At 74.4% G+C, this 18661-nt stretch carries 6 protein-coding genes and 1 pseudogene; 3 read left to right on the forward strand and 4 right to left on the reverse strand.

Going from position 1 to position 18661, the window contains the following annotated elements; genetic code table 11:
* Positions 1-190: 190 nt before the first annotated feature.
* From AC069R_RS23930 to AC069R_RS23945, 4 genes are read right to left on the reverse strand one after another with little or no spacing between them, the layout of a single operon-like run.
* Positions 191-1462 (reverse strand): MFS transporter, encoded by a 1272-nt coding sequence (locus AC069R_RS23930; protein ID WP_478768850.1) that lies wholly within the window; start codon positions 1460-1462, stop codon positions 191-193.
* A 40-nt stretch (positions 1463-1502) separates the two neighbouring features.
* Entirely contained in the window at positions 1503-2852 is a 1350-nt protein-coding gene (locus AC069R_RS23935) for a cytochrome P450 (RefSeq protein WP_478768851.1), read from the reverse strand.
* Entirely contained in the window at positions 2849-10147 is a 7299-nt protein-coding gene (locus tag AC069R_RS23940) for an amino acid adenylation domain-containing protein (RefSeq protein WP_478768852.1), read from the reverse strand. Before AC069R_RS23940 ends, AC069R_RS23935 begins: the two co-directional genes overlap by 4 nt.
* 52 nt (positions 10148-10199) lie before the next feature.
* Positions 10200-16493: an amino acid adenylation domain-containing protein gene (locus tag AC069R_RS23945; RefSeq protein WP_478768853.1), complete on the reverse strand. Its 6294-nt coding sequence runs from the start codon at positions 16491-16493 to the stop codon at positions 10200-10202.
* 469 nt (positions 16494-16962) lie between these two features.
* Between AC069R_RS23945 and AC069R_RS23950 the strand changes: the two genes are divergently transcribed.
* The 3 genes and pseudogenes from AC069R_RS23950 to AC069R_RS23960 all read left to right on the forward strand — a co-directional run.
* Complete coding sequence (locus AC069R_RS23950) at positions 16963-17232, forward strand: hypothetical protein (protein ID WP_478768854.1); 270 nt, start codon at positions 16963-16965, stop codon at positions 17230-17232.
* Between the two features lie 412 nt (positions 17233-17644).
* Positions 17645-18091 (forward strand): DUF6027 family protein, encoded by a 447-nt coding sequence (locus AC069R_RS23955; protein WP_478768855.1) that lies wholly within the window; start codon positions 17645-17647, stop codon positions 18089-18091.
* 102 nt (positions 18092-18193) lie between these two features.
* Positions 18194-18655, forward strand: a pseudogene (locus tag AC069R_RS23960) (NUDIX domain-containing protein); the annotation flags it as partial.
* Between the last annotated feature and the right edge of the window lie 6 nt (positions 18656-18661).

Genomic DNA, 18661 nt, shown 5'->3' on the forward strand with positions numbered 1-18661 from the left:
GAACTTCCACACGATCCCGTTCAGGACCCTGCGGTCATCCAGCCGCTTGCGCCCCCGCAACGACTCGGGCAGCAGCGGCCGGACGAACTCCCACTAGGCATCCGACAGTTCATGGCGACGTATCACGACACCATGATCTACCAGCAATGATCATTTGAAGACACCGCCTAGGGCGTCTTCCGCGAGCGCCCTACCGCATCTCGCGCACCGCACGGGACCCGAGCACCGCGAGCCCCGTCAGGGCGAGCACCGCGGCGACCGCCCCGAACAGGGCGAGCGCCCCGGTCCGGGCGAGCGCGCCGCACACGATGAGCGACAGCGGGGCGGCGGCGTAGCCGAGGACCATGTCGACGGAGATGACCCGGCTGAGCACGTCGGCGGGGATGTTGCGCTGGATCCAGCTCAGCCCGAACACCCCCTGGAAGCCGATGGCGAAGCCCATGGCCAGCACGGTCGCGACGACCGCCGGGGTGCTGTGCACCAGGCCGAGGACCGCCATTCCGGCGCCCAGCCAGCCGGCCAGTGCGGCCACCAGCAGCCCGACGCGGGGGCGGCCCCCCAGGGCGCCGCCCGCCAGTGTGCCGAGCATCGCGCCGCCGGCGAGCGAGCCGTTGAGCACGCCCAGGGTCGCCGAGCCGCCGCGCAGCACCTGGTCGGCGAGGGTGGCGAAGCCGACCGTGAAGGGCCCGGCGTAACAGAAGTTGACGGCGGTGTCGAGGACGACGACGGTCCGCAGCCGCGGGTCGCGCAGGGTGAAGGCGACGCCCTCGCGGATACGGGCGCCGAGGGACGGCTGACGTTCGACTTCCTTGCCGCTTCCGGACTTTGACCCGCCATCCTGGACGGCGCCGGTGCGCGGCCGGGTGGCGATCCGGGACACGCACCAGCCGCACAGCGCGAAGCAGACGGCGTCGACCACGAACGCGACCGGCGCGCGGGTCAGCGCGATGACCACACCGCCGACCGCCGGTCCGACGACGGCCGCGGTGCGCGAACCGGCGCCGAGGAGCGCGTTGGCCGGGGTGAGCAGGTCCTTGTCCACCACGGAGGGCAGGATGGACACGCGGGCCGGCTGGAAGAAGGCGTCCACCGCGCCGAACGCGGCGGCCGCCGCGCACAGCATCCAGACCGTCAAGTGCCCGGTGAGACCGGCGAGTCCGACGCCGGCCATCAGGACGGCGCGGGTCCAGCTGGAGGCGATCATCAGGGTGCGGGTGGACCAGGAGTCGCTGAGGGTGCCGCCGACCAGGGTGAGCAGGGCGCGGGGTACGGCCTGGAAGGCGAGGACGTAGCCGAGGGTGAGGGTGGAGCCGGTCAGGCCGAGGGTGATCCAGGAGAACGCGACGACGCTGAAGCCGTCGCCGAGCAGGGACAACGACTGTCCCAGCCACAGGAGTCGGAAGGGCCGCTGGCGGGCGGGGGCCCACAGCCGGGGACCGGCGCCGGCGAGGGTGGTGGCCATGAGGTGCCTTTCGGAGGTGCGGACGCTCGCGGCGGTCCGGTCAGTAGCGGACGGGCAGCGCGGTGAGGCTGCGGTTGAGGAGGGACGGCTGCCAGGTGAGCGCGCCGGGGTCGGTGAGGGTGAGGTCCGGGTGGTCGCGGACCAGCGTCCCGACGGCGGCGACGGCCACCAGCCGGGCCAGCGCGGCGCCGATGCAGAAGTGGGCGCCGAAGCCGAAGCCGAGGTGGGTGGCGCCGGTGCGGTGGACATCGAACCGGCCGGGGTCGGGGAAGCGGGCCGGGTCCCGGTTGGCGGCGGCGGTCACCAGGAAGATCCGCTCGCCGGCCCGCAGGGTGTGGCCGTCCAGCTCCAGGTCGCTCACGGCGGCGCGGATCGACATCTTGGAGGGGCCGTCCAGGCGCAGCGCCTCCTCCACGGCGCCCTGCGCGAGCGCGGGATCCGCGCGTACGGCGGCGAGTTGGCCGGGGTGCGTGTGCAGGGCGAGGACGGTGTTGGCGATGAGGTTGCTGGTGGTCTCCCCGCCGGCGAACGCCATCTGGGTGAGCATCCCGACGAACTCCTCCTCGGTGACCGACTCCCCCACCCGGCCCTCCCTCAGCACCTGGCTGATCAGGTCGTCGGCGGGTTCGGCGCGCCGCCTGGCGACCAGTTCCGCGAGGTAGTCCTCCAGGCTCACCAGCGCCTGGAGGGAGGCGCGGTACTCGCTCTCCTCCTGGGCGGTGCCGAGCACGAGGTCGGCGACGCGGGCGTTCCAGTACCAGAAGGCGGCGGCGTCGGTGCGGGGGATGCCGAGCCAGCGGGCGAACACCAGGGCGGGCAGCGGCTTGGCCACGTCGGCCATCAGGTCGCCGGTGCGGCCGGGGATGGCCTTGCGGGCGAGGACGGCGCGGGTGGCCTTCTCGGTGAAGGTCCGGTAGCGGGCCACCGCCCGTGCCGCGAACGCCTCCTGGAACACCTGCCGCAGCCTGCGGTGCTGCGGCGGGTCGTTGAACACCATCCAGCGGGACAGGATCCCGAAGGCCCGCTCGGCGTCCTCGCGGGCGCCCTGCGGTACGGCGTCCATCAGGGGCCGTACCCGGTCGGCGGAGACGGCGGGGTCGCGCAGGCAGCGCATCACCTGGTCGTAGCCGGTGACCAGCCAGGCGTGGTGCATCGGGCTCCAGTGCACGGGGGCGTGCGCGCGGAGGGCGTCAAGGTGCCCGTAGGGGTCGGCGATCATGTCCGGGGACAGGAGGTAGCGCTCGGTGAAGGGGGCACCGGTCCGGGGAGCTTGCGGGGCGCCGGTCTTCGCCGGGGCCGTAGGGGCCGTAGGGGCCGTAGGGGCCGTAGGGGCCGCCGTGGTCGTCGGAGTCGCCGTCGTCAGCGGGGTCATCGGGGCCGCCGTCGTCATCGGTTCTCCCCTTCCTGGATCGCGACGAGGATGTCCGCGATGCCCGTGACCCTCGGCTCGGCCATCATCGACATGTGGTCGCCCTCGCTGATGTGCACGGTGAGCCCGTCGCCGGCCACCTCGCGCCAGCGAGCGAGGTAGGTGTCGTAGTCGACGTCGAGCCCCGGCATGGTGCGTCCGCGCGGGAGCCCGGCGGCCTCGCTGCCGACCACGAGGTGGATGTGACCGGGGTAGGGACGGACCTCATAGCCGGCGAGGGCGGCGAGCAGCGAGTGCCACACCTCGATCGGCGCGTTCTCCACCAGGGCCGCCTCGGCGGGGCTCATGCCGGCGCCCAGCAGGGTGGCGGTGAGTTCGGCGGTGGCCCGGTCGCGTTCCGGGCCGGGCGGCAGCTGCCGGATCAGGTCGCGCCGGCGCCAGGCGGTGCGCAGGTCGTCGGTGACGCCGTTCAGGCGGGCGCGGGCGGCGGGGTTGGGCAGGTACGGCTCGATCAGCACGAGCGGGGCCACCGGCTGCCCGGCGCGGTGCAGCTGGGTGGCCATCTCCAGGGCGATGTTGGCGCCCATGGACCAGCCGAGGAGGGCGTGCGGGGCCCGCCCGGCGGTGGGGTCCGCGGGCCGGTCGGTGATCTCCGCGACGTAGTTGGCGGCGATTCCGGTGACGGTGCTCGGGTCCACCCCGCCGAGCAGTCCGCGCGCCTGGAAGGCGTGCACGGGCCGGCCGGGCGGCAGGGCGCGGGCGAGCGGTACGAACCAGGCGGCGCTGCCGCCCGTGGGGTGCACGCACCACAGCGGCTCCCCGGTGCCCTCGCGCAGCCGCACCTCGGAGGTGACGGCGGCGGGCAGGCCCGCGCCCGCGGCGCGGGTGGCGTGTTCGGCGAGCTGGGCGATGGTGGGGTGCTCGATCAGGTCGCCGACGGAGACCGTCAGACCGCGCCCGGCGGCCATCAGGGAGACCCTTACGGTGGACAGGGAGCTGCCCCCGATGCGGAAGAAGTCGTCGTGGACGCCGATGCGGGCGAGGCCGAGGACCTCCCGCCAGATCTCGGCGAGGACCTTCTCCGCCGCCGTGGCCGGGGCGACGTACTCGGTGTCGCTCTGGTCGAGTTCGGCGGGCGGCAGCGGCAGCGCCCGCTTGTCGATCTTGCCGCTGCGGTTGACGGGCAGTTCTTCGAGGAGCACGAACCGGGCGGGGATCATGTAGGCGGACAGCGAGGCGCGCAGGGCGCGGCGCAGTTCCTCGGGCGCGGGCCGGGCGCCGGGGCGCGGGACGAGGTAGGCGACGAGGGCCGGTTCGCCGCCGGGCAGGTCGGTGCGGTGCAGGACGACGGCCTGCCGGACCTCGGGGAGCCCGCGCAGCGCGTGTTCGATCTCGCCGAGTTCGATGCGGAAGCCGCGCAGCTTGACCTGCGAGTCGCGGCGGCCGAGCCATTCCACCGAGCCGTCGGGCCGGTGGGTGCCGAGGTCGCCGGTGCGGCACAGCCGCTCGCCGGGCAGCCCGTAGGGGTCGGGCACGTAGGTGGCGGCGGTGAGTCCGGGCCGGCCGAGGTAGCCACGGCCGACGGCCTGTCCGCCGAGATAGATCTCGCCGGGGACGCCGGCCGGCACGGGCTGGAGGTCGTCGTCGAGGACGTGGATGCGGGTGTTGCGGATCGGGGCCCCGATGGGCGGCTGCCCCTGGCCCGGTGACAGTTCGGCGGCGACGGACCACACGGAGGTCTCGGTGAGGCCGTAGACGTTGTGGAAGCGGCGCCCGCGCGCCCAGATGTCGGCGAGTTCGGCCGGGCAGGACTCGCCGGCGACCTGGAGGACCCGCAGCTCGGGGAAATCGTCCTCGCCGAGCACCGCGAGCGCGCTGGGCGGCAGCATGGCGCAGGTGACGCGGGCCTCGCGGAGGGTGCGGGCGAGGTCGGGGCCGGGGCGCAGGTCCTCCCTGGGCGCGGTGATCAGGCGCCCGCCGTTGGCGAGGGACCAGGTGAGTTCCAGGATCGAGGCGTCGAAGCCGAAGGAGGCGAACTGGAGCACCCGGTCCTCGGGGGTGGGGCGTACCAGGTCGCGCTGGCCTTCGAGCATGTTGGACAGTCCGCGGTGCGGCAGGGCGACGCCCTTGGGGGTGCCGGTGGAGCCGGAGGTGTAGATGATGTAGGCGAGGGTGTCGGCGTCGGGCTCCCGGCCCGGCACGGGCTCCACGGGCGCGGCGGGGGCGTCCAGGTGGAGCACGGGACCGTCGAAGGGCACGGTGCCGTCGAGGGCGCGCTGGGTCAGCAGGACCCGCATGCCGCTGTCGTCGGCCATGAACTTCAGGCGGTCGGTGGGATGTTGCGGGTCGAGCGGCAGGAAGGCACCGCCGGAGCGCAGCACCCCGACGGCGGCCCGCACCAGGTCCGGACCGCGCTCGGCGCAGATGCCGACGACCGTCTCCGGGCCGACCCCCAGCATCCGCAGCCGCCGTGCCAACTGCTCGGCCTGATCGTGGAGTTCGCGGTACGACAGCTGCTGTCCGCGGTGCTCGACGGCGACCGCGTCCGGGGTGCGGGCCGCGTGTCCCGCGATGTGCTCGTGCAGCATCAGCGGCGAGGACGGGATCTCGGGTCCGCGCGCCCAGACGTCGAGGGCGGTGGCGCGGGCCGCGCCGGTGAGCGCGGGCCGGGTGACCCGCGCGTCCGGCGCCGCGACCATGGCCTCCAGCTGGGCGCAGTACACGTCGGCCAGTTGCTCGGCCGTGGCGGGGGCGACGAACTCCGGGTCCACGTCGAGGGTGAAGGCGTTGACGCTGGCGTTGACCAGCAGCGGGAACATGGTCCGGGCGATCTCCAGGGAGTCGTCCCAGGAGTCGTGCGAGAGCCGGTGGAAGTTGACGTAGTTGAAGACCGTGTCCGTCAGGTTCGGTTCGGTGGGCCGCAGTTGGGTGATGCGGACCAGGGGCACCCTGCGGTGCGGCAGCATCTCCTGCTCGGCCGCGAACACGTCCCGCAGATAGCCGCGCCAGCTGCCGCGCGGGCGGGCGACGCCGAACGGCACGGTGTTCAGGAACAGTCCGCGCATCCGGTCGGCGCCGGGTATCTCGGGCCGTCCGTTGGTGACCAGGCCGATGCTGTGGCCGAGGGCGCTGTCGTCGCGGTCGGCGAACAGGCTCATGGTGTGGTGGAAGGCGGTGAGCAGCACGGTCCGGCGCGGTACCCCGGCGTCCTTGGCCAGCTTGCCGATGCGTCCGGCGAGGTGGGCGTAGGAGCGCCGGACCTCGTGCACCGGCTGCCGCTTCGCGTCCGCGCCGCCGCGCACCCGCCGGCGGAAGGTCACCGGGCGCAGGTCGGCGAGAGTGTCGCGCCAGTACGCCAGGGACTCCTCGCTGTCCAGGGCGGCCCGCTCCAGGGCCACGTACTCGGCGAACGCGGGGGCCCGCGGGGGCAGGGGCGTGGTGCCGTGGGCGACGGCCTCCCGGTGCAGGGCGAGCAGGTCGGCGACGAGCGAGGTGAGGCTCCAGCCGTCCAGGACGACATGGCAGTCGGTGAGGACGAGCCGCAGATCGTGGTCGGTGATGTGGTGCAGGTGGATGCGGACCAGGGGTGCGGCGGCCAGGTCGAAGCGCCGCTCGAACTCCTCCCGCACGAACTCCCGCAGCCGCGCCCGCTGTTGGTCGCGGGGCAGGCCGCGCAGATCGGTGTAGCCGACCCGCAGCCGGGCGGTGCGGTGGACCAGTTGGAGGGGTTCGCGGTAGGTGACGAGGTCGACGGAGCTGCGCAGGATGGGGTGCCCGGCGACCACCGCGTCCACGGCCGCCTGGAACGCGTCGAGGTCGAAGCCCTCAGGGGTGCTGATCTTCAGGTCGGTGACGTTGTGGTAGGCGCCGCGCCGGGGGTCGGCGAGCATTTCGTGCAGCATGCCGGCCTGGAGCATGGTCAGCGGGTAGGCGTCCTCCAGGCCGTCGGGCAGCCGGCCCGCGTCGGCGGGGTCGAGCTGGGAGAACGGGGCGACGGGGTCGGGGACGTCGACGGCGTCGGTGGTGAGGGCGGCGAGGTCGGCGAGGGTGCGGGCGCGGAAGACGTCGGCGACGGAGAAACCGAGCCCGGCGAGCCGGCCGAGTCCGACCAGGCGCAGCGCCAGGATCGAATCGCCGCCCAGGTCGAAGAAGTTGTCGCCCCGGCCGACGTGTTCGGCGCCGAGCACCTGGCTCCACACCCCGGCCAGCGCCCGCTCCACCGGGCCCTCGGGCGGCACATGGGTGCCGGGTCCGGTCGCGGCGGGGGCGACGGCGGTCAGCGCGGCGCGGTCCACCTTGCCGTTGGCGGTCAGCGGCAGCCGCTCGTGCCGGACGAACAGCGCGGGGACCATGTAGTCGGGCAGGGTGAGCCGCAGCCCCTCGCGCAGCGCGGGCGGGTCGAGCGGGCGGGCCTCCGGGGTCACGACGTGGGCGACCAGCCGGGCCGTGTCGCCGTCCCGGCGGGCGACCACGGCGGCATCGGCGACGCCGGGCAGGGCGCGCAGCGCGGTCTCGATCTCGCCGGGTTCGATGCGGTAACCGCGGATCTTCACCTGGTGGTCGGCGCGGCCGACGTACGCCAACTCGCCGTCGGGCAGCACCCGTACGAGGTCGCCGGTGCGGTACATCCGGGCGCCGGGTGTCCCGAAGGGGTCGTCCAGGAAGCGTTCGGCGGTCAGCTCGGGCCGGTTGCGGTAGCCGCGGGCCACGCCGCCGCCCAAGACGTACAGCTCGCCGACGCTGCCGGGCGGCACGAGCCGGCCCCCGGCGTCGAGGACGTACCCGTGCTGGCCGGTGAGCGGGCGGCCGATGGGGGAACGGACGGTGCCGTGCACGTCCGCCTCGGTGATGGCGCGGAAGGTGACGTGCACGGTGGTCTCGGTGATGCCGTACATGTTGACCAGGGCGGGCTTGTCGCCCGGAGCGGTGAACCAGTCTCCGTAGTCGCGGACGTCGAACGCGTCGCCGCCGAACACCACGGTTCGCAGCGGGAGTTGGGCGAAGCCGGCGCCCGTGTCCGCCAGGTGGGCGCGCAGGCCCTTGAAGGCGGCCGGGGTCTGGTTGAGGACGGTGACGCCCTCCTCGCGCAGCACCCGGTGCACGGTGGCCGGGTCGCGCACCTCGTCGGCGCCGAGCACGACCACGCGTCCGCCGCTGGTCAGGGGCGCCCACAGTTCCCAGACCGAGAAGTCGAAGGCGGGTGAGTGCATCAGCGTCCACACGTCGTGCGGGCCGAAGTCGAAGTGGTGGTCGGCGGCGGCCAGCAGCCAGGCCAGGTTGGCGTGCGTGACCTCGACGCCCTTGGGGCGGCCGGTGGAGCCGGAGGTGTAGATGACGTAGGCGAGATCGGCGGGCGCGGGAAGGATGTCGGGGCTCTCCGCCTCGGCGCTCTCCCCGTCAAGGGCCATGATCCTGACCGGGAGTTGGTCCACGGCGCCGCGGGTCGCGCTGTCGGTGACGATCCACTCGATGCCGGAGTCGGCGACGGTGAACTCGCGGCGGGCCTTCGGGTGGGAGGGGTCGAGCGGGAGGTAGGCGGCGCCGGCCCGCCAGACGGCGAGCAGGGCGACGGCCAGGTCGGGGGTGCGGTCGAGGCAGACGCCGACCAGGGAGCCGGGAGCGACCCCGGCCGCGCGCAGCCGCCGGGCCAAGCGGGAGGCGCGAGCGTCGAGTTGGGCGTAGGTCAGGGTGTGGGAGGCGGCCGCTCCGGCTCGGCCGTGGGCCGGGGAGCGGGTGCCGCGCACCGCGATCGCCTCCGGTGCCCGGCGGATGTGCTCGGCGAGCCGGTCGGGGGCGGTGCGCGGGGTGGTCCGGGGCTCGTTGCCGGTGTTCGCGGGCCCGTGGGGGCCGAGCAGGTGGGCGCGTTCGGCGGGGGTCAGCGGGTCGATGGCGCTGAGCGGGGTGTCCGGGGTGGCGCAGAACGCCTCCAGCAGGTTCACGGTGTGCCGGGCGAGGGCCGCGACGGAGGCGGCGTCGTACAGGTCGGGCCGGTAGACGAACGCCAGCTCGGTGCGGCCGTCGCTCTCCCGCAGGTCGAGGGTGAGGTCGAACTTGGCGGTGGTCAGGTCGATCCGGTACGGCGCCCCGGTGGCCGCGCCGAGGTCGAACGCGGAGCCGCCGGTGTCGGTGTGCGTGTAGAGGACCTGCACGAGCGGGTTGCGGGCGAGGTCGCGCTCGGGGCTCAGCGCCTCCACGACCCGCTCGAACGGCAGCGACTGGTGGGAGAACGCCTCCAGGACCCGTTCACGGGTGCGGGCGAGCAGCGCGGCCGGGGTGGGGTCGTCGGTGAAGTCTCCGCGCAGCACGAGGGTGTTGACGAAGAATCCGACGAGCTGTTCGGTCTCGGCCCGTTCCCGGTTGGCCACGACGGTGCCGACGGCGATGTCCTGCTGCCCGCTGTGGAAGGCCAGCGCGGCCTGGAAGGCGGCCAGCACCGTCATGTACGTCGTCGTGCCCGCGCGCCGGCCGAGTGCGGCGAGGGCACCGGTCAGCGTGGGCGGCAGGGTGAGGGTGTGGGCGTCGCCGCGGCAGCCGGGGGTGTCGGGGCGGGGGTGGTCGGTGGGCAGCTCCAGCGGGGTGAGGCCGGCCAGCCGGGTGCGCCAGTGGTCGAGCGCGGCGGACTGGTCGCCGCCCCGCTGCCAGATCGCGTAGTCCGCGTAGTCCAGGGGCAGTTCGGGCAGTTCGGCGGGGCGGTTCCCGGTCCTGGCCCGGTACAGCTCGGTCAGGTCGCGGACGATCAGACCGAGGGACCAGCCGTCGGAGACGATGTGGTGCATGCCGAGGACCAGCACATGGTCGTCGTCGCCGACGCGGACGAGGGTGGCGCGGAAGGCGGGTTCCCGGCCGAGGTCGAAGGGGCGCAGGGCGGCGGCGTGCACGGTGGCGGCGAGCCGTCGCTCCGGGTCGGCGCCGGCCGGGTCGGTGGCGTCCACCACGTCCAGGCAGCCGGGTTCGGGCGGCAGGATCCGCTGGTACGGCACGCCCTCGTGCTCGGGGAAGACCGCCCGCAGCTGCTCGTGCCGGGCCGTGAGGTCGGTGACGGCGGCGCGCAGCGCGGGCAGGTCCAGCGGGCCGGTGAACCGCCAGGCGGCGGGCAGCAGATAGGTGGCGGCGCCGGGGTCGAGGCGGTCCAGGAAGTACAGGCGCTGCTGGGCGGGCGACAGCGGGATGCGGTCGGGGCGCGGGCTGACACGGACCGGGCCGTCGTCGCGGGCGCCGGTCAGTCCGCGCAGCCGCCGCTCCAGCAGGCGCCGGGCGGCCGGGGAGAGCCCGGCGGACGGGGCGGCGGGTCCGGGGCGTACGTCGGATGTGGTCATGAGGGCACTCCTCAACTCATGGGGAAGGAGACGGTGTCGGGGCGGGTGGCCCTCAGAAGTCGGCGGTGAGGGAGAGGTCGATCTCGTCGTCGCTCATCTGCGAGATCAGTTCCAGCAGCCGTTGCTCCACCTCGGCGGCGAGGCGCGCCACCGTGGGGTGCTCGAACAGGTCCCGCACCTGGAGCGGGCAGTCGAAGGCGGTGCGCAGCCGGGAGGCGACCGCGACGGCGCGCAGGGAATGGCCGCCCAGGGCGAAGAAGTCGTCGTGGACGCCGACCCGCGGCAGGTCCAGCACCTCGCACCAGATCTGGGCGACGACCGTCTCGGCCGGGGTGCGCGGTGCCACGAAGGCGTCCGACTCGGGGGCGGCGGGCTCGGGCAGGGCGGCGGTGTCCAGCTTGCCCTGCACCGTCAGCGGCAGCGCGTCGAGCCGGACGAACGCCGACGGGACCAGATAGTGCGGCAGCCGGGCCCGGCAGTGCGTCCGCAGGACTTCCTCGGACAGCCCGTCGCCGACGACGTAGGCCACCAGGGCGGGCTCGCCGCGCAGGGTGCGTACGAGGACCGCCGCGCCCCGCACTCCGGGATGGCGGCGCAGCACCGCCTCGGCCTCCTTGGGCTCGACGCGGAACCCGCGGATCTTCACCTGGTCGTCGTTGCGGCCGAGGAACTCCAGTTCGCCGGAGGGCAGTCGGCGTACGACGTCCCCGGTGCGGTAGAGCCGCCCGCCGGGCCGCCCGAACGGGTCGGGCTCGAACCGCTCGGCGGTCAGCGCCGGCCGTCCCAGATACCCTCGCGCCAACTCGCGTCCGCCGACGATGAGTTCACCGGGCACGCCCTCGGGGACGAGTTCGCCCAGGGCGTCGACCACATAGGCACGACGACCGCCCAGGGGCCGGCCGATCGGCACCCGTGCGCCGCCTGTGCCGTGGACGGTGTGCGCGGTGGCCGAGATGACGGATTCCGTGGGCCCGTAGGTGTTGAGCACGGGCACGTGGGGCAGGTGTCCGAACCACCGCTCCAGCGGGTCGGCGGGCAGCGCCTCCCCGCCGGTCACCAGCAGCCGCAGCGAGGCGAGCCGGGGCGCGAGCCGGTCCAGGTGGGTGACGAGTTCCGCCCAGTAGGACGGGGTGAGTTCCATGACGGTGACCCGCTCGTCCGCGACCCGTGCGGCCAGCTCCTCCGGGGCCCAGATCTCGTCCGGGCGCACGACCACCGTGGCGCCGGTGCTCAGCGCGGGCAGGATCTGCTCCAGGGAGGCGTCGAAGGAGGTGGACGCGAAGGTGAGCACCCGGTCCTCGGCGGTGAGCGCGAACCGCTCGCGGGCGGTGGCCACATGGGCGTCAAGGGCGTGGTGCTCGACCCCGACGGCCTTGGGGCGGCCGGTGGAGCCCGAGGTGAAGATGACGTACGCCAGCTCGCTCGGGTCGGGCGTGTACCGTGGTCCGGCGGGCAGGGGTCGTACGTCCTCGACGGCTACGGCCGTCACCCCGAGCGCGGCGACCTGCTCGCCGGTGTGCGCGTCGGCGACCACGTGCCGGACCCCGGCTTCCCGGAGCATGTACCGGAGCCGGTCCTCGGGCAGCAGGGCGTCGAGCGGGACGTAGCCGCCGCCCGCCCGCCAGACGGCGAGCATCGCGGCCACGGACCAGACGCCCCGCCCGACGCACACCCCGACCCGGTCACCGGGGGCGACTCCCCCGGCGGCGAGGTGCGCAGCCAACCCTCCTGCCAGGGCGTCCAGTTGGGCGTAGTCGAGGCTCGTGCCCTCGCACACCACGGCGGGGTCCTCGGGGCGGCCGGCCACCCGGAAGGCCGGCGCGGCCGGCACCTCGCGGCCCGCCGTCGCCACCAGCAGCTCACGCTCCCCCGCGGACAGCAGCGGCGCCGCGTCGACGCGGATGTCCGGATCCGCGAGGACGGCTTCCAGCAGCCGTCCGACGTGCCGGGCGAAGCGGGTGGCGGTGGCCGGTTCGAACAGGTCGGCGGCGTACTCGACGTTGAGGGCGAATCCGCCGGGCCGCACCACGAAGGTGGCCGTCAGATCGAACTTCGCCGATCCCCAGGGGAGTTGGAAGATGCTCGTGTCGAGCCCCGGCAGCCCGGCGCCGCCGGTGGACGCGTCCTGGACGTCCACCATCACCTGGAACAGGGGATTGCGGGACAGGTCGCGGGCGGGGCGCAGCCGCTCCACGACCTGTTCGAACGGCACCTCCTGGTGGTCGAAGGCGCCCAGCACCACCTCGCGCACCCGGTCCACCAGTCCGGCGAAGGTGGGCCGCCCGGACAGATCCGTGCGCAGCACCACGGTGTTGACGAAGAAGCCGATCAGCGGCTCCAGTTCGAGGCGGCCACGCCCGGCGACGGGGGTGCCCACCGGGACGTCGGTCTGCCCGGACCAGCGGGCCAGCACGGCCTGGGCGGCGGCCAGCAGCACCATGAACCGGGTGGCGCCGCGCTCACGGGCGAAGGCGTCCACGCGGTGCACCAGAGCGGCGGGCAGGTCGATCTCGACGGCACCGCCCCGCCCGGTGAACGCGGCCGGCCGGGGCCGGTCGGTCGGCAGCTCCAGGACCGGCGTCTTTGCCAACGTCTCTTCCCAGTAGGCGAGTTGAGGTTCCATCCCGCCGTTCTCGGCGCGTTCGCGCTGCCACACGGCGAAGTCGCCGTACTGGACGGGCAGCGGCGGAAGCTGGGCCGCCCGGCCCGCCCGCCGGGCCGCGTAGTGGTGGGCCAGCTCGTCCAGCAGGACGCCCTGGGACCAGCCGTCGGTGACGGCGTGGTGCAGGGCGAGCAGCACCACGTGATCGTCGTCGGCCAGCTCCCACACACCGGCCCGCAGCAGCGGCGGCCGGTCGAGTTCGAAGCGGCGCGTGGCGAGGGCCACGGCCCGCCGCCGTACGGCCTCCAGACGGGACTCCGCGTCCGGGCCGTCCGGCCCCGCCTCCCAGTGCAGGGGCACGCCCACCGGGTCGCACACCCGCTGCACTGGGCGGCCGTCGGACTCGGTCAGCGCCGTGCGCAGCACCTCGTGCCTCGCCACCAGATCGTCCAACGCCTGCTGCCAGGCAGCGCGTTCGAGTCCGCCGCGCACCCGCAGGCAGTACCACAGCAGGTAGGAGTCACCACGGTCGGAGGTGCGGTCCAGGAACCACAGGCGCTCCTGCGCGAAGGACAGGGGCAGCGGGCGGGCGCGGTCGACGGGCACCACCTCGGCCGTTTTGGAGGCGCGGGCGCCGGCCACGCACGGGGCGAAGCCGCGCACGGTCGGGTGCTCGAAGACGGTGCGCAACTCGATGTCCCGGCCGAGGCGCCCGGCGATCCTGGAGACCGCCATGGTGGCGAGCAGGGAGTGCCCGCCCAGGTCGAAGAAGCTGTCGTCGATGCCGATCCGCTCCAGGCCGAGCACATCGGCCCACACCTCGGCGACGATCCGCTCGGTCTCGTCGCGGGGCGCGGTGAAGGCGGCGTCGTCGGCCGGGCGGCCGCGGTCGGGATCGGGCAGGGCGGCACGGTCGAGCTTGCCGGAGACGCCGACCGGGAGGGCGTCCAGGGTGACGAAGTCGGAGGGGACGGCGTAGTGCGGCAGCGAGCGGGCGCACCAGGCCCGCAGCTCCGCCCGGCCGGGCGCCTCGGGTGCGTCCGGGGCGGCCACGACATACCCGGTCAGGGACTGTCCGGTGGCGCGGTCGGGCCGGACGGCGGCCGCGGCGACCTGCGGGCAGGCCCGCAACACGGCCTCCACCTCGCCGAGTTCGACGCGGAAGCCCCGGATCTTGACCTGGTCGTCGCGGCGGCCGACGAACTCCAGCTCGCCCGAGGACGTCCAGCGCACCAGGTCGCCGGTGCGGTAGAGGCGCCCGCCGGGCGGGCCGTACGGGTCGGGCACGAAGCGTTCGGCGGTCAGCGCGGGCCGGTTGAGATAGCCGCGCGCCAACTCAACGCCACCGATGAGGAGTTCGCCGGACACCCCGACCGGCACCTGCTCGTCGTCCGCGTCCACCACGTACACGCTCCGGTCGCCGAGCGGGCGGCCGATGGGCACGCTGTCGGCGGGCGGTTCGTCCGCGTCGTGGGTGGTGGCGGTGACGGTGGTCTCGGTGGGCCCGTAGGCGTTGCAGACCCGCACCCAGGGCACGGCGGCCCGCCAGACGGCCAGGGTGTCGGCCGGGACCGCCTCGCCGCCGAGGACCAGCAGCCGCAGTGGGGCGAGGGCGGCGGCGAGCCGCCGGTCGAGGGAGAGGGCCAGTTCGGACCAGTAGGTGGGCGGCACGTTGACCACGGTCAGCTCGTGCCGCTGGACGATCTCCGGTACCTGGGTGGGCAGCCAGGGCTCCTCGGGACGCATGACGACGGTGGCGCCGCAGGTGAGGGCGGGCAGCACCTGGTCCAGGGAGGCGTCGAAGGAGAAGGAGGCGAAGGCCAGCACCCGGTCGGCGGCGGTGATGCCGAGGCGCTGCCGGGCGGCGGCCACGTGCGAGGCGAGCGCGGCGTGTTCGACGCCGACGGCCTTGGGGCGGCCGGTGGATCCGGACGTGAAGATGACGTGGGCGAGCTGGCGGGGGTCGGGCCGGTGGCGGGGTCCGTCCGGGTCCGGGGTGACGGCGGTGACATCGACGGCGACGGGGGCGAGTGGGGCGGCGACGGTGGCCGTCGCCGGTGCGGTGACGACGCAGGCAAGCCCGGCCTCCTCGGCCATGAACGCGAGGCGCTGCGCGGGCAGTTCGGGATCGAGGGGCACGTACACCCCGCCGGCCCGCCAGATCCCGTCGATGGCGGCGACCGACCACAGGCCGCGGCGCAGGACGACGCCGACCGGGCTGCCCGCGGTGACTCCGGCGGCGCCGAGCGCGGCGGCCAGTCCGCCCGCCATGGCGTCGAGTTGGGCGTAGGTGGCGCTGTCGTCGCCGCAGCGCAGCGCGATCGCCTCGGGCCGCCCGGCGAAGGCGACCGGCGCCGCGGGGGCGGCGGGCCGGTCCGGGGCGTGGTGCCATGCGCCCTTCGGCCGCGCGGGCGCGCCGGGCCCGACGGGCAGGGCGCGCGCCAACTCGCCGAGAGGAGTGCCGGGTTCGGCGAGGACGGCCCGCAGCAGCGCGACGTACGCCTGCGCGAAGGCGCGCATCGTGGCGGCGTCGAAGAGGGCGGTGGCGTACTGGAGGATGGCGGCGATGCTGCCGTCCGTGCGCAGGGTCAGGTCCAGGAAGACGTCCAGCGGGGTCTCGGCCAGCGGCGGCTCGACCAGCGTCACCTCCAGGTCCGCCATCCGCACCGGCCGGATCGGGGAGTTGAGCAGAGTGAACGACGCCTGGGCGAGCGGATGCCGGGACAGGTCACGGGACCCGCCGAGCGCGCCGACCACCAGATCGAAGGGCGCCTCGGCATGCGAGAGGTCGGCCGGCACCCGCCGCCGTACCCGCTCCAGCAGCGCGTCGAAGCCGGGCCGCCCGGACAGGTCCGTGCGCAGCACGGCGGTGTTCACCAGCGGGCCGATCAGCTCGGCGGCGCCACGCTGGGCCCGGTCCGCGAGGGTGCTGCACACGGCGACGTCGGTACGGCCCGACCAGTGGCCGAGCAGCGCCTGGTAGGCGGTGAGCAGCACCGTGTACCGGGTGGTGCGCCGGGTGCGGGCCAACTCGTCCACCGCGGCGACGAGTTCGGCGGGCAGGTCGAAGCGGACGACGTCACCGGAGCCGTCCCAGATCCGGGGGCGCGGCCGGTCGGTGGGCAGCTCCAGCGGGGTCAGGCCGGTCAGCCGGTCCCGCCAGTACCCGAGCAGCCGCTCCAGGCGGGCGCCGGAGAGCCGTTCGGCCTGCGCGCGGGCGAGTTCGGCGTACTGCACGGCGGGCGGTTCGACCTGCTCGCCCCGGTACCCGGCGGCCAGTTCGGCCAGCAGCACGCCCCAGGACCACCCGTCCACGGCGATGTGGTGGACCTCGACGAGCAGCAGATGCTCGTCGTCTGCGACGCGGGCGAGCGTGGCGCGGACCGGGTGCTCGGCGGCGAGGTCGACGGGGCGGCCCAGGCAGCGGGCGTACAGGTCGGCGGGGCCGTCCGCGGTGATCCGGCGCAGCGTGAACCGGGCGGGGGCGTCCACGACGGGAACCGGCTCCCCGTCGACGGCGGTGAACCGCGTCCGCAGCACCTCGTGCCGGGCCACGATGCCGGCCAGCGACCGCTCCAGCCGGCCGGCGTCGAGGCGCCCGCGCAGCCGCAGCACCAGCGGCAGCATCGACCCGCTGGAGGACCCCGCCAGCTGGTCCATGAACCACAGCCGGCGCTGCGCGAAGGATGCCGTGCGGGTGTCCACGTCGTTCGGCGCCCCCGCAGGGGCCGGACCTGTTGTCACTGTCGCCTCCCAGCCGTCTTTTCCCAGCAGCCTGCCGCCGCGCGCCGACACTCCCCAGGGAAGAAGACGCAGCGGTGCGAGCAGAGTCGACTGCGGTTCCGGGGACGGGGGTTGCTCCCCCTTCGACGGAACTGCCTTGGCGTCCAACGGGTCGGGGGCGATGTTCCGGGACGAGGTGGCGTGGCGATCGGGGACTATGCGGACTGGGACGTGCGATCTCACCCTGGGCCGCGCGGGCGTCGGCCACGACGCCGAGGCGGCACAGGCCACCGCCCGCATCGACCCCATCGAGGGGAGGAACCGAGTAACCTCACGGCCGACCGACCGTGCGTGCCTCCCCACCCTCCGGCAGAATGCGGGCGTGTCACTTGACGCCATCGACGCCGTGGACTGATCGGCGGTACCCAACCCGACGGGGACCCACTGGGACGATCCGGTGGGGGTCGCTCATGCTTACCGGTTGCTGGCGGTGTCCAGTACCGTCAACGAGACGGGGGACGCCGCGGCCAGGCTGGCCGGTCGTGGCTTTGTCCGCGGCCACGCCGCCATGGTGTTCCCGGCGGCCTACACGGCCACCCCCATCCTGCTGGACCTCGTCGCGCACGGCCAACGGCAACGCATCCGGGACGCGGCCCTCGGTCTCCTGTCCGACGCGCTGGACTACCACCCGCTCGCCGGCCACAACCGGGTGAGCACGCCGTACGGCGACGATGTCCCGCCGTTTCGCACCGGCGCTTGACCACCGAGGAGGCGGAACTCCGGCCGAGCGGCGATCTGTTCGCCCTCGTCGCCCCCGAAGGCACGCCCTTCACGACTCCACCCGAGGCCGAGGTCCACACCCCGTCACCCGCGCGCCCGTCTCCCACCGTCCGCGTCGACGCCCTGACCACCGACCCTTCCGGCGTCGCAAGCATCCACATCAGACGGACGACGTCCGCAATCACACCGGGAACCACCCTCTACCCGGCGGACTGCGGCCTCCGCGAGCACTGAACGAGCGGCCTTACGGGCGAACTCTCTCCCGCAGCGGCGATAGGGGACTTGCTCCGGACGCCAGACCCATCGGCCGGGTTCATCGGCAGACACCCGGCGGCCCGGTGCGTCAGGCTGTGCGCGTGCCCGGAGAACGATGCCGAGGGAGGACCGGACGGATGACCGCCGTGCCGCACGAGGGGGACGAAGAGACGGGCCCGCGGGCGGAGCCGGTGATGCGGGTGCGGCGGTGGGTGGGGACCTGGCCGGAGGACGACCCGCACGCCAATTTCAAGTCGGACGTGGTGCTCTACGGGCGGCTCGACCCGCTCGTCACGCTGCGGGGCATGGCCGAGCACCTGGACATCCCGGTGGGCGCCCTCGCCCGCTATGTGCTGGCGCGCTGGGCGACCGGCGGCAGCGGGGGGCTGCTGGAGGTGGGGCCGGTGATGGTGCACCGGCTGTGGGAGCCGATCGCCGAGGCGGAGCGGCAGGACAGCGACGCCGAGCGGTTGCGGGCGTACTACCAACTGCGGGAGATGATCGCCTGGCTCAAGCTGCCGCTGGACGAACCGGCAGTCTATCCGGCCCAGTTCGAGGACGGCCCGGCCGGCACGAGCGACTGAGCTGGTAGAACCATGGTGACGGCGCCCGGTCTCCAGGGGCCCGCCTGCCCTCCGTACACCGCTCACCCAGGAGTCCCCGTGTCCGCACCGGACGCCCGCACCCTCACCAGCCGCGAACGCTCGGCCAAGCCCCCCGTCCCGCACGCCGCCCTCGGCGTGGGCGCGATCGTCCTCGGCGAGCAGGGCATCCTCCTCGGCCGCCACCAGCGCGGCACCCTCGAACTGCCGGGCGGCACCGTGGAGGTCGGGGAGGGGCTGGAGGAGACCGTCGTACGGGAACTCGCCGAGGAGACCGGGCTGCTCGTGCGGACCGAGGACGTCAGGCTGCTGGGCACGCTGGTCGACCACGTCGGGGACGTCGTACGGGTCACCGTCGGCGCCCTCGTCACCACGTGGCGGGGCGAACCGGCGACCCAGCCGGACGAGCGGGTCGGCGACTGGGCCTGGTACCCCCTCGACCGGCTGCCCGACGGCCTGTTCGTGTGCAGCGCCCAGATCCTCACCGCGTGGCGCCCCGAACTGCCCATCGCGCACACGCCGGCGCACTTCACCCCGTACGCCTAGGAGCCT

This window comes from Streptomyces sp. NPDC043952, from assembly GCF_056435325.1.